Source organism: Nitratireductor sp. GISD-1A_MAKvit (genome assembly GCF_040819555.1).
In the GTDB taxonomy this organism is placed as follows: domain Bacteria; phylum Pseudomonadota; class Alphaproteobacteria; order Rhizobiales; family Rhizobiaceae; genus Nitratireductor.
In genome coordinates this window covers 2399668-2412174 of record NZ_CP161920.1, presented here as the reverse complement: position 1 = coordinate 2412174, position 12507 = coordinate 2399668, and the positions used below count along the sequence as shown (strand labels likewise).

Below are 12507 nucleotides of genomic sequence, written 5' to 3'. Positions count from 1 at the left end.
GCCAAGGCGTTATTCCTCTTTCTTAGCTGCGGTCTTCTTCTTCGCCGCGGCTGTCTTCTTTGCTGTCGTCGCCTTCTTTGCCGTTGTCGCCTTCTTGGCAGGTGCCTTCTTTTTCGCGGCCGGCTTTTTCTTGCCGCCCTTGGCCGCTTTGGCAGCGATCAGCTCCACGGCTTCCTCAAGCGTCACATCCATCGGGTCCTTGCCCTTGGGGAGTGTCGCATTGATCTTGCCGTGATTGACATAGGGGCCGTAGCGTCCGTCCCGGACGGTGATCTTGCCACCCTCGTCGGGATGATCACCAAGCTCCTTGAGAGCCGCCGGCGTGGAGCGTCCGCGCCCGCCCTTGGCCTTTTTCTCCGCAATCACGGTCACCGCACGGTTGAGGCCGATGGAGAACACGTCTTCAACGCTTTCCAGGTTGGCATATGACCCGTCGTGCAAAAGGAAGGGCCCATAGCGCCCGATGCCTGCGGAGATCATCTTGCCGGTCTCGGGATGCTGGCCGACATCGCGGGGCAGCGCCAGAAGCGCCAGCGCCTTCTCGATATCGATGGAATCGGGCGCCCAGCCCTTCGGCAGGCCAGCGCGCTTTGCTTCCTTGCCTTCTCCGCGCTGGACATAGGGACCGAACCGGCCCGAACGCAGCGTGATCTCTTCTTCCGTGTGCGGGTCCTTGCCGAGCACCTTGTCGCCGTCGAGCCCGTTTTCGCCATTCTCGCCATTTCCAGCCTCACCGAACTGGCGGGTAAAGCCGCATTCGGGATAATTGGAGCAGCCGACGAATGCGCCGTGGCGCCCGAGCTTGAGTGACAGCTGGCCGGTGCCGCAGCGCGGACAGGCGCGCGGGTCGCTGCCGTCCTCCTTTGCGGGGAATGCGAGCGGGGCCAGTTCCTCGTTCAGCGCATCGAGAACATTCGTGACGCGCAGTTCCTTGATCTCGTCCACATGGCCGGAGAAATCCTGCCAGAAATCACGCAGGACCTCTTTCCATGAAAGCTGGCCATCGGAGATCCTGTCGAGTTTCTCTTCGAGATCGGCCGTGAAATCATATTCAACATAGCGCTCGAAAAAGCTTTCCAGGAAGGCGGTGACGAGGCGTCCTTTCGCCTGCGGCATGAGCCTGCGCTTCTCGATGGTGACATAGTCACGGTCCTCAAGCGTCTTGAGCGTGGCCGCATAGGTGGAGGGACGACCGATGCCCAGCTCTTCCATTTTCTTGATCAGCGAGGCTTCGGAATAGCGCGGCGGCGGTTCGGTCGTGTGTTTGGTTGCTTCGATCGATTCACGCGTCTGAACCTCACCCTCGTTGATGAGGGGCAGGCGGCGGCTTTCCTCATCCTCGGCGTTCTCGTCCTTCTCGATGGCGTAGGCGGCAAGAAACCCTTCAAAGCGGATCACCGAACCCACGGCCCGCAGGCCGGCATTGCGCGAGCCGTTTTCGGCAATGATCTCGACCGTGGTGCGCTCGATCTCGGCCGGCTGCATCTGGCTGGCAATGGCCCGCTTCCAGATTATTTCATAAAGGCGCGCCTGATCCGCATCGAGATAACGGCGCACCTGATCCGGGGTGCGGGAAAAATCGGTCGGGCGGATCGCTTCGTGCGCTTCCTGCGCATTCTTGGCCTTAACCGAATAAAAACGCGGTTTTTCGGGCAGATAGCGCTCGCCGAACTCGGTGCCGATCGCCTTGCGGGCCTGGTCGAGTGCCTCGGGCGCCATCTGAACGCCATCGGTACGCATATAGGTGATCAGACCGGCCGTCTCGCCGCCGATGTCGATGCCCTCGTAAAGACGCTGTGCCACCTGCATGGTGCGCGAGGCACCAAATCCCAGACGCGAGGAAGCTGCCTGCTGCAGGGTCGAGGTCGTGAAGGGCGGGGCAGGATTGCGCCGCGTGGGCTTCGCCTCCACCGAAACGGTCCTGAAGGCGGCGCCTTCAAGCATCGCCTTGATATCGTCGGCCTGTTCCTGGCTCTTGATATCGAGCTTCTGCAGCTTCTTGCCGTCGACGGTCGTCAGACGTGCCTCAAAATGCTCCTGCCGTGGCGTGGCAAGCTTTGCGGCAATCTGCCAGTAATCCTCGCGGATGAAGCGCTCGATCTCTGCTTCCCGGTCACAGACGAGGCGCAGCGCCACCGACTGCACGCGGCCCCGCCGAGCGAGCGCCGGGCAGTTTGCGCCAAAGGACAGGCGAAAGCGTGAAGCCAACCAGATAGTCGAGCGCACGGCGCGCAAGATAGGCATCCACCAGCGGCGCATCGACATCACGTGGATTGGCCAGCGCTTCAAGCACGGCTTTCTTGGTGATGGCATTGAAGACAACGCGGCGAACCGGCTTGTCCTTCAACGCTTTTTTCTGCCGCAACACTTCCAGCACATGCCAGGAAATCGCCTCACCCTCGCGGTCGGGGTCGGTGGCGAGAATCAAACTGTCGGCTTCCCTGACCGCCTTGGCGATTTCGCTCAGGCGCTTGGAAGACGGGCTGTCCACGCTCCACGACATGGCGAAGTCTTCATCCGGGCGCACCGATCCATCCTTGGCGGGAAGATCGCGCACATGGCCGAACGAGGCGAGAACCTTGTAGTTCGAGCCCAGATATTTGTTGATTGTTTTCGCCTTGGCCGGCGACTCGACGATGACGAGATCCATGAGCTTTAAGATTTCCTCGCAGGCGCCTGGCTGATCGGGCGCCCCGCATTTGAACGAATCCAGCCTCGTCACATGGCTGTGCTTTGCCGTGCGGTCAAGGCCTAATGGGAATTTCAACCGTCACCAAACTTCTGTGGATAGGTGTACGTTTATCGTAAATGAAGTGTTTATTTGTTTATAAGGCGCGCTATACTGCATCTGGGTCCTTAATGGAGACACGCTGGGGATGCGGACGAAACGGGGAGCACTTCGGGGAGCATAACGGGGCAACACAACAGGGGTGTCGCGCACTGGAAGGGAGCGATTGCGGATGGGCAGATATCGTGGAAGGAGACCAACCGATACGATCGACTATATCCAGTCGATGCTCGGACAATTGCGAACGATGGCACGGCTGGAACGCTACGACATGCTCGCCTACATGATCGAGATGGCCTATATCGAGGCCAGCGACGTCGTGCGGATGGAACCCCAAATTCTGGAAAAACGCAGACTGGGCTAGTGGTCTCACCGGCCGCGCAGCCTCGCCAACTCTGCCTTCCGCGCTGTGGACACCGTCTTCTCTCTGCAGGGAAAAACAGACCGAACGATTTCAAGGCTGCAATAGCCGGAGCAGTCGCAGACGGCAGAATTGCCGTTGCAAATACGATCGACGTGAATCGGTGCGCTCGCCTGACGGGGCAGGGCACAGCCTGTCATGTTCAGGAGAACAGCGAACCCGGTTCCTGATCCTGTGCCGAGACAAGAGACACGGCATTGCCGGGATGTCTTTCAAGGCGGCCGGCAAGATCGAGCTCAAGCAGAACGGTCAGCACCTGGGCTGCATGAAGCCCGGTGTGCCGGATGATCTCGTCGATAAGCACGGGTGTCGGCCCCAGCGCATTGACGATGAGTGTTCGGTCACTGTCGCTTGGTGGCGGCGCGGACGCTGATAGAGGCGGTTCCTCCAGATGCTCCGGCGCGGGTGGTGGCCTGTCAAGCAAAGGAGCGATCTGAGAGGCGATGTCATCGGCATCGGTGACGAGGATCGCGCCGTCCTTCAAAAGACCATTGGTTCCACCGGCCCGCGGGTCGAAGGGGGAGCCGGGAACGGCGAAAACGAGCCGGCCCATCTCGGCTGCAAGCCTCGCGCTGATCAGGGAGCCGGATCGTTTTGCCGCTTCTATCACGACGAGCCCCATGGCCGCACCAGCGACAAGCCTGTTGCGGCGCGGGAAATCCCGTGCCCGCGGAATCCAGCCGAAGGGCATTTCGCTCATCACGAGCCCGCGATCGCATATCGCGTCGAACAATGCCTTGTTTTCAGGCGGATAGGGCTTGTCGAGCCCGCCTGCCAGTGCCGCGATCGTGCCGGTTTCAAGACTGCCGTGATGGGCCGCAGCGTCGATGCCCCTTGCCAGTCCCGACGCGACGGCAAAGCCCGCTGCCCCGAGGGCTGACGCCAGCTTTCGTGCAATTTTGGTGCCGGTGATGGAGGCGTTGCGCGCACCAACCAGGGCAATGGTGGGGCGATGGGCCACGGTTGGATTGCCCGTGACCGCAAGCAGGGGTGGTGGCTGATCCATGCGGCGCATGAGGGGAGGGTAGTCGGCTTCCCCAACGGCAACAAAACGGGCTCCGAAGCGCCGGGCAAACTCCATTTCGTGCTCCGCATCGTCGCGTGAGGCGATGACAATGCGCCCCTTGGCGCCGCCGCGCGCGGCAAGCTCTGGCAGCATTTCGAGCGCGGCTTCCGCCGAGCCGAAATGATTGACGAGCTGGCGAAAGGTCGCCGGCCCGACATTGTCGCTGCGCAGAAGCTGAAGCCAGGCAAGGCGCTGCCGGTCACTAAGCTGGGCACCTTGCTGCGGGGCGTTCACCCCTTGCCCCCGATCCGGGTTTCGGTACCAGACATCAGCCGGCTGATGTTTGCCCGGTGTTTGATGAACACGATCAGGCTCATCAGAACGAAAAGCCAGGCGGCCTGCGAATGATCGAGAAGAAAAAGCCCGGTGGGAACCGCGATGGCAGCCACGAGCGCAGACAAGGAAGAATACCGCGTGATGAATGCGACCGCGAGCCAGACCGCGGCGAAAATCAGCGCTCCCGGCCAGGCAATCGCGACAAGAACGCCGAGATAGGTGGCAACCCCTTTCCCGCCGCGAAAGCGGAGCCAGACCGGATAAAGATGGCCAAGGAATGCGCCAAGCCCGGCGGCAGTTGCCATATCGCGCCCGTAAAGCCCGGCGATGAGAACGGCGACGGTGCCTTTCAAGGCATCGCCCAGAAGGGTGAGCGCCGCAAGTTTCTTGTTGCCGGTGCGTAAAACATTGGTCGCGCCGATATTGCCCGACCCGATCTTTCGGACATCACCAAGCCCTGCAAGGCGTGTGATGATCAGGCCAAACGGGATCGAACCGAGCAGATAGCCGAAAAGCAGGGCGGCCACGAGATAGGGCAGCGCTAACTGCCAACTGGCTGCATCCGGCATCTGGCTTCCCCCCTTTGTTTATGTGTTCATTCAGGCGGCGAACACTGTGCGGCCTGCAACCATTGTTTGCAAGACCACACCCTGCATGCGCGCGCCTTCAAAGCACGTGTTTTTCGACAGCGAACGGATATCGGCTTCACGTACGATCCATGGAGCGTCAAGATCGACCAGAACGAGGTCTGCCGGAGAACCGGGCTTCAACGAGCCTGCGGGCAGGTTGAACAGTTTCGCTGGCGCGGTGGACAGACACTCCACGAGCCGCAAAAGCGGCAGATCGCCATTGTGATAGAGGCGCAGCGCCGCCGCCAGAAGCGTTTCGAGCCCGATTGCACCGGCTTCCGCTTCGGCAAAGGGCAGGCGTTTTGTGTCCACATCCTGCGGGTCGTGCGACGAAACGATGATGTCGATCGCTCCGGTCTTGAGTGCTTCAACCATGGCAAGCCGGTCTTCTTCCGTGCGCAGCGGCGGAGAAAGCCGGAAAAACGTGCGATAATCGCCAATGTCGTTTTCGTTGAGCGTGAGGTGATTGATGGAGACGCCGGCGCTTACATCTGCACCTTCCGTCTTGGCGCGCGCAACGGCTGTCGCCGACATGGCCGTGGAAATTTTTGCGGCGTGATAGCGTCCCCGGGTCAGCCCCGCGAGCATGAGGTCGCGCACGAGCGGAATCGTCTCCGCTTCCCGCGGGATGCCCGGCAGACCGAGCCAGCTTGCAAAAAGCCCCTCATTCATCACGCCTGAGGCTGCAAGATGCGGATCCTGCGTTTCATGGGCGATCGGAATGCCCAGATCGCGTGCATAGGTGAGCGCACGGCGCATCACCAGGGAGCTTGCGATCGTGGAACGCCCCTCGGTCAGCATTACCGCGCCCGCCTCCTGAAGCAGGCCGAACTCGGAGAGTTCCCTGCCTGCAAAGCCCCTGGTAACGGAAGCGGCAGGAAAGATGTTCACCGTTGCTGTCTCGCGCGCTGTTCGCTTGACGAACTCCACCAGCGCCACGTCATCGATAACGGGCGTGGTGTCGGGCATCATGATGATGGAGGTAACCCCACCCGCTGCCGCGGCCCGGCTGGCGGATGCAATTGTTTCGCGGTGTTCTCCGCCGGGCTCACCGATGAAGACACGCGAATCCACAAGCCCCGGCAGAATGGCGTGCCCCTGGCAGTCCACGATGCTCGCCTCTTCGGGAACGCCCTGGTTGAGCGCATCTGCCCCGGCAGCCGAAATCACGCCGTTCGCCACGATGACGGTGCCATTTTCATCGATGCCCCGCGAAGGGTCGACGACGCGCGCGTTCTGAAACACGGTCGTGCTCATGTCGCGTCTCCCTCGGAGCTTCGGCGGGGATCCAACAGCGCTTCCATCACGGCCATGCGCACGGCAACGCCCATCTCAACCTGTTCCTGAATGAGGCTTCGTGAGCCGTCGGCAATCTCCGAGGCGATCTCCACGCCCCGGTTCATGGGCCCCGGATGCATGACCAGCGCGTCTTCTTTGGCCGCCTTCAGCTTTTCGGCATCGAGGCCGAAATGCCGGAAATATTCCCGCACCGAGGGTATCAGGGAACCGGCCATGCGCTCGCGCTGCAGGCGAAGCATCATGACGATGTCCGCTCCTTCCAGCCCGTCCTCCATCCGCGTAAACGGTTCGACACCCATCTGTTCTATGCCCGTGGGCAGGAGAGTGGAGGGGGCAACCACACGGACCCGTGCGCCCATGGCGTTCAAAAGAACGATGTTCGAGCGGGCAACCCGTGAATGCAGCACGTCACCGCAGATGGCCACCGTCAAACCGCCGATCCGGCCCTTGGCCCGGCGGATGGTCAGTGCATCGAGAAGTGCCTGGGTGGGGTGCTCGTGCGCGCCGTCGCCTGCATTGACCACCGAGCAGGAAACCTTCTGGGCAAGCAGTGCTGCCGCGCCGGCCGAGGCATGGCGTATCACGAGAATGTCGGGGCGCATGGCGTTCAGCGTGATCGCCGTATCGAGCAGCGTCTCTCCTTTCTTGGTGGAGGAGCTTGCCACCGCCATGTTCATCACATCGGCGCCAAGGCGCTTGCCTGCCAGTTCGAACGAGGACTGGGTGCGTGTCGAGGCTTCGTAGAAGAGATTGATCTGGGTTCTTCCACGCAGAACCGCTGATTTCTTTTCCTGTTGCCTGGATATCGCAACGGCTGCGTCTGCCCTGTCGAGCAGCATATCGATATCAAGGGGCGAAAGACCCTTGATGCCAAGCAGGTGGCGATGCGGATAAAGGGGGAAAGAGGCGTTTGTCATCTCAAGGGCCTGCTATAGGCCGGTGCCGGGGTCGCTGCAAGCACGCATGATCGATCGGGTCCCATTTACCCGGCACAAATAACAGATTTGTGGTTTCCTGTGCCCCTGCGCTTTCATGGATTGGCAAGGTGTGTTTGCCAATATGAATCGGTAGGAGTGCGCTGATTCCCGGCGCGCCCTCGAAGTTGTGATAGAGTAATGCCGTGACGCACGATGTAACCAACCAGCCGCCACCGATTGCCGGAACCAATGCCTGGCGCAGCGATCCGCTGCTGATGCAGTCGGCGGAGCGGTTTTCCGAACCGGTGCGAAAGGAACTCGACACCCTTGGCCGCTTCGTGCGCAATCACGAGGCGATCGATCTCGCGCGGCTTGCCAATTCAGAGACGCCGCAACTGAGAACGCATGATCGATACGGCAAACGGCTCGACCTTGTCGAATACCACCCTGCCTATCACGCATTGATGCGCCGTTCGGCTGCCAATGGCCTGCATTCATCCATCTGGGAAAAGACCGAGGCCGAAGCGGGTGTGCGCCATCAGGCCAGGGCGGCGCGTTTTTACCTGACAGCCCAGCTCGAATGCGGGCATCTTTGCCCGCTCACCATGACCAATGCTTCGCTGGCGGCTCTCATGGCCGACACAACCCTTTTCCGCCGGTGGGCCCCGCGTGTCGCCGTTCGCAAATACGACCATTCCGACAAGCCCGTGGCGCAGAAGAGCGGCATCACGATCGGCATGGGGATGACCGAAAAACAGGGTGGAACGGATCTGCGGACCAACACGACACGTGCGGAGCGGGTCGAAGGCAAGATCTTCCGGTTGACCGGACACAAATGGTTTCTCTCGGCTCCCATGTCAGATGGATTTCTGGTCCTCGCCCAGACGGACAAGGGGCTTTCATGCTTCCTCGTTCCGCGTGTTCTCGAAGACGGTGCGGGCAATGGCCTCCATTTCCAGCGCCTCAAGGACAAGCTGGGGAACCGGTCCAATGCCTCGGCAGAGGTCGAGTTTCACGGTACGATGGGAGAACTCGTGGGGGAGCCGGGCTCCGGCATTCGCACCATCATGGACATGGTGACGCTGACGCGGCTCGACTGCGCGCTGGGATCGGCCGGCATCATGCGCGCTGCGCTGGCCGAGGCGGTGCATCACACCCGGCACCGCGAGGTGTTTGGCGCGCGGCTTTCCGCGCAGCCGCTCATGACGCGTGTTCTGGCCGACATGGCACTGGATGTGGCGGCGGCCACGGCGCTTTCCATGCGGCTTGCCCGATCATTCGACGAAGCTGCCGAAAATCGCGGTGAAGCGGCATTCGCCCGTGTCATGACCCCGGTTGTCAAATACTGGGTCTGCAAGATGGCGCCTGCGGTCACCTATGAAGCCATGGAATGCATGGGGGGCAATGGATATGTGGAGGAGGCACCACTTGCCCGCCACTACCGGGAGGCGCCCGTCAATGCGATCTGGGAAGGGGCCGGCAATGTCATGGCGCTCGATGTGCTGCGCGTGCTCGATCGCAATGCGGGCCTGTTCGACGATGTTCTCGCAATGATCGGAAACGATCTTGGCGAAAAGGGTGGCGCAACGCTGGAGGTTCTGGCGGCCGCGGCGCGGGTTTGCCAGACGGATGAGGGCACGGCGCGCATCCTCACCGAACAGCTTGCGCTTGCGGCTGCGGCGGCAGAATTGCGGCGCATGGGGGCCGGGCGGGTAGCGGATGCCTTCATCGAAACGCGCCTAGCCGGGCAATGGCGCAGCACCTACGGCATGCTCGATGCCCGCCACGATGCTGCAGCGGTGCTCGATGTTCTCTATCCGGAAGACAGCTGAGCGACCACTGTCAGGACCAGAGGTATCGTAAAGAATGCCAGAGCGGTCTGTATCGTGGTGATCGTGGCATAAAGCGGCGCATCGCCACCAAGCTGTCTTGCAAGCAGAAACCCGTTCATGGCCGTGGGAACAGCCCCACACAGGGCCAGATAGCTGAGCGCAGGTCCGGAAACGCCAAAGGCAATCGCTATCATCACCATGAAGGCGGGAAAGAAAATCAGCTTGAGAAAGGCTGAAATCAGAACCGCCGCCCGCGCGGAGAGGAAGTCTCCGGGCCGCAGGCCGGCGCCGATGGTCAGAAGGCCCATTCCCAGGGCCGCGCGGCCAACCAGATCGAGCGTCTGGTTAAGCGGGGGATAGAGATCAAACGGCAGGAGGCGCAGCACCACGGCACCGGCGGCCGCGAGAATCATCGGATTGCGCGCAACATCCACGATGACGCGGGGCCATGAAGCGCTCCTGTCGGCGAAGCGGGTCACGACGAAGACCGAGGCGATGTTGATGGGAATGATGATGGTCGCCATCACCAGCGCCACGACGGCCGCACCCTCGGGCGGGAAAAGTTTCTGTGCCACCGCAAGCGCCATGAAGCCGTTCCAGCGTACGGCCGTCTGGAACACAGAGGAATACCGGGACCGACGCACGACACCCGATCGCTTCAACAACGGCCAAAGCGCAAGCACCAGAAAGATCATGAGAAGCACCGAGCACATCAATGCGCCCAGCATTGCGTCGAGCTTCAGTCTGGAAAAATCCGCATTTGCAATCGTGATGAACAGCAGCGCCGGGTAGAGGAACCAGTAACAGAGTTGCTCAAGCCCGGGCCATGTCTCATCGCGTATCAGTGGCAACCGCCGGAGCGCATTTCCGGCCATGATGATCAGGAAGATCGGTAAAATGCTCTCGAATATGGGAAGCATGGGGTCGTCCGGGCATGAAGGGTGCTTCTTGCTAGTTCGGGAGGCCCCGGCTGTAAAGCCTGGCTGGCGGAGCGGGGCCGACGAGAGTTAACCTTAACAATTGGTAAGCGTTGCGACCGAAGATGGAGACGTTCACTGTGGCTCGGCACAGAAAGAGAGCCATGAATCGCAGTTATTCCATTCTTCTATCCGTTTACTGGACCGTCACCTTCGCCGCCTCGGCATGGATGGCGGCACAGGCAGATGGTGTTTTCGTGCCGGGGCCGGCGGGCGGAGCTGCGGGTGAACAACTCATTCGGCTGCTGACCCAGCTCGGGCTTGTGCTCGGCAACACGCTGGTGGCGATCCTGTTTGTCTGGACGCTTTTCGTATCGCTGCTCGATCCCGATGACCGGCGTGAGACGGCTGCGGTCGCTCAATTGGCATGTGCGGGCGCCATCAAGGTGCTGCTTGCCGAAGCGCTTCATGCGGGCCTGGCTTCCGGTTGGGCGCAGACACCCTCCGCCATGACCACGATGACGTTTCTGGCGGTGCTCGCAACGCACCTGGTCCTGCGTCCCGGCGAGGGGGCGCAGAGCGACCTGAGGGAAATCGAGGCGCCGGCCGCCGTGATCGGTCCGGCTGCCGCAATCCGCATAACCGATGCCGCGCACAGAAGTTTCGTCGCCCGCCTTGCCGAGACCCGGCGTTTCGGGGTCCCGCCACATGCCAATGACGACAGGAGCTTATGATGCGCTATCTGTTACTCTTATGGGCGTTGCCATTGGGGCTTTTCTGGGGATGGTACGGCCTGTCCTACCATGACCTCAGTTTGGGATTCCATTTCCTCAGTCGGGACATGAACGACATGTTCTTCGGCCTCTACGGCAATATTCTGGGAATCGATCCGGCGATCATTCCAGGCATGGCCGCGAGGGCCTGCGTGCTGGATACCTTCATTCTGTTCGGCATCCTTGCCTTTCGCCGCCGGCGGGCCCTCTGGGCCTGGTTTCAGGAAAAGCGGGCAGCCTATCGTGCCGCCCCGGCTTCGCCTTCGCCTGCGGCGCGCAACCTGTCGAGCGCTCCCTGAAGAATGAAAGCGGCCGCGGCCGAATCGATCCTTTCGGCCCGTTTTTTCCGCGACACATCCATTTCCAGCAGCGCGCGCTCGGCAGCAACCGTCGACATGCGCTCGTCCCAGAAGGCGAAGGGCAGGTCCGTCAGCCGCTCCAGATTGCGGACAAACGCCCGAGTCGACTGGGCACGCGGGCCTTCGCTGCCATCCATGTTCACCGGCAGGCCGATGACAATCCCGCCCACATTGTCGCGCGCGAAAGCGGCGAGAAGCGCCTCTGCATCCTGCGTAAACTTCTTGCGCGTGATCACCTGCCGCGGGGTTGCGAATGAGAGGCCCCGGTCGGACACCGAAAGTCCGATGGTCTTTGTGCCGAGATCAAGACCGGCCAGTGTCTGGCCTGCATTGAGAAAAGCAGGGAGTTTCCTGAGATCAACCACTGACAAAACTGAGGTCTCCGATTACGACTGTGGGATCTTATTAGCGCTGCAGCGGTTCCACGGAAAGCTGCCAATGTGCACGAACCGCCATTGAGAGCGCGACGCGACAGCAAGCAAGGAGGACAACCCCATGGACCTGACCTGGTATGGCCATTCGGCATTTCGTGTGGATGCGGGCGACGCCCATATCCTGATCGATCCGTTCCTGAGCGGAAATCCCTCCTGGAGCGGCGGATGGGAGGAAGCGGCCGAAGGCGTGACCCATGTGCTGCTGACCCATGGCCATGACGATCACATCGGCGATGCGGTCGATATCCTGAAAAAGACCGGCGCCATGCTGGTGGCCAATTTCGAAATCTGCATGTTCCTTGTGGGCAAGGGCGTCGAACAGGACCGTATCAATCCCGGCAATCACGGCGGTACGGTCGATTGCGGCGGCTTCACCACCACCTTTGTCAACGCGCTGCATTCTTCATCATCTGCCGGCGAGGGCGGGGCAAACACCTATCTGGGCAATCCCGCCGGTCTGGTGCTCCACTTTCCAAAAGACAAGACGCTCTACCACATGGGCGATACCGATATTTTCGGCGACATGGCCCTGATTCACGAGTTGCATCAGCCAGAGATCGGAATTGTTCCCGTTGGCGATCGTTTCACAATGGGTGGGGCGGTGGCAGCCCTTGCCTGCCGTCGCTATTTCAGGTTCGAGACGGTGCTGCCGTGCCATTTCGGCTCTTTGCCGATCATCGACCAGACGGCTGAGAAATTCATCGACGGGATGGAGGGATCGGGCGTCAATGTGCCGGCGCTCAAGGTTGGCGAGAGCATATCCCTTTAGCAAATCCGGTGCGTCGGAGCGCGTTGG

At 61.1% G+C, this 12507-nt stretch carries 11 protein-coding genes and 1 pseudogene; 5 read left to right on the top strand and 7 right to left on the bottom strand.

The features are described 5' to 3' along the window. Positions 1-9: 9 nt before the first annotated feature. A pseudogene (gene topA / locus AB2N04_RS12755) lies at positions 10-2650 on the bottom strand (type I DNA topoisomerase). 310 nt (positions 2651-2960) lie between these two features. Between topA and AB2N04_RS12750 the strand changes: the two are divergent. Beyond that, positions 2961-3152: a hypothetical protein gene (locus tag AB2N04_RS12750; protein WP_367714830.1), complete on the top strand. Its 192-nt coding sequence runs from the start codon at positions 2961-2963 to the stop codon at positions 3150-3152. A gap of 199 nt (positions 3153-3351) precedes the next feature. Here the strand turns inward: AB2N04_RS12750 and dprA are convergent, their stop codons facing one another. Genes dprA through AB2N04_RS12730 form a run of 4 tightly spaced genes read right to left on the bottom strand, consistent with a single transcriptional unit; the run spans position 3352 to position 7396 of the window. Further along, complete coding sequence (gene dprA, locus AB2N04_RS12745; protein ID WP_367714829.1) at positions 3352-4509, bottom strand: DNA-processing protein DprA; 1158 nt, start codon at positions 4507-4509, stop codon at positions 3352-3354. Then, the gene (gene plsY, locus AB2N04_RS12740) at positions 4506-5120 is read right to left on the bottom strand and encodes a glycerol-3-phosphate 1-O-acyltransferase PlsY (RefSeq protein ID WP_367714828.1); all 615 of its coding nucleotides are present in this window, start codon (positions 5118-5120) and stop codon (positions 4506-4508) included. Before plsY ends, dprA begins: the two co-directional genes overlap by 4 nt. Before the next feature lie 30 nt (positions 5121-5150). Further along, positions 5151-6437 carry a dihydroorotase gene (locus tag AB2N04_RS12735; RefSeq protein ID WP_367714827.1) on the bottom strand — a complete coding sequence of 429 codons (1287 nt, stop codon included), beginning with the start codon at positions 6435-6437 and terminating at the stop codon, positions 5151-5153. Then, the gene (locus tag AB2N04_RS12730) at positions 6434-7396 is read right to left on the bottom strand and encodes an aspartate carbamoyltransferase catalytic subunit (RefSeq protein WP_367714826.1); all 963 of its coding nucleotides are present in this window, start codon (positions 7394-7396) and stop codon (positions 6434-6436) included. The genes AB2N04_RS12735 and AB2N04_RS12730 overlap by 4 nt, the downstream gene beginning before the upstream one ends. Before the next feature lie 203 nt (positions 7397-7599). Between AB2N04_RS12730 and AB2N04_RS12725 the strand changes: the two genes are divergently transcribed. Continuing rightward, positions 7600-9228: an acyl-CoA dehydrogenase family protein gene (locus AB2N04_RS12725; protein ID WP_367714825.1), complete on the top strand. Its 1629-nt coding sequence runs from the start codon at positions 7600-7602 to the stop codon at positions 9226-9228. On the opposite strand, the gene AB2N04_RS12720 is transcribed toward AB2N04_RS12725, so the two are convergent. Next, positions 9210-10148, bottom strand: coding sequence for an AEC family transporter (locus AB2N04_RS12720; RefSeq protein ID WP_367714824.1), 939 nt, complete (start codon positions 10146-10148; stop codon positions 9210-9212). The two genes, AB2N04_RS12725 and AB2N04_RS12720, sit on opposite strands and share 19 nt — an antisense overlap. A 161-nt stretch (positions 10149-10309) precedes the next feature. On the opposite strand from AB2N04_RS12720, the gene AB2N04_RS12715 reads away from it, so the two are divergent. Both AB2N04_RS12715 and AB2N04_RS12710 read left to right on the top strand, forming a co-directional pair. Continuing rightward, entirely contained in the window at positions 10310-10879 is a 570-nt protein-coding gene (locus tag AB2N04_RS12715) for a hypothetical protein (RefSeq protein WP_367714823.1), read from the top strand. Further along, complete coding sequence (locus tag AB2N04_RS12710; RefSeq protein ID WP_367714822.1) at positions 10876-11217, top strand: DUF6105 family protein; 342 nt, start codon at positions 10876-10878, stop codon at positions 11215-11217. The genes AB2N04_RS12715 and AB2N04_RS12710 overlap by 4 nt, the downstream gene beginning before the upstream one ends. Here the strand turns inward: AB2N04_RS12710 and ruvX are convergent. Further along, the gene (gene ruvX / locus AB2N04_RS12705) at positions 11157-11648 is read right to left on the bottom strand and encodes a Holliday junction resolvase RuvX (RefSeq protein ID WP_367714821.1); all 492 of its coding nucleotides are present in this window, start codon (positions 11646-11648) and stop codon (positions 11157-11159) included. The genes AB2N04_RS12710 and ruvX overlap by 61 nt on opposite strands. A gap of 124 nt (positions 11649-11772) precedes the next feature. On the opposite strand from ruvX, the gene AB2N04_RS12700 reads away from it, so the two are divergent. Next, complete coding sequence (locus AB2N04_RS12700) at positions 11773-12480, top strand: metal-dependent hydrolase (protein ID WP_367714820.1); 708 nt, start codon at positions 11773-11775, stop codon at positions 12478-12480. The last annotated feature ends 27 nt before the right edge of the window (positions 12481-12507 follow it).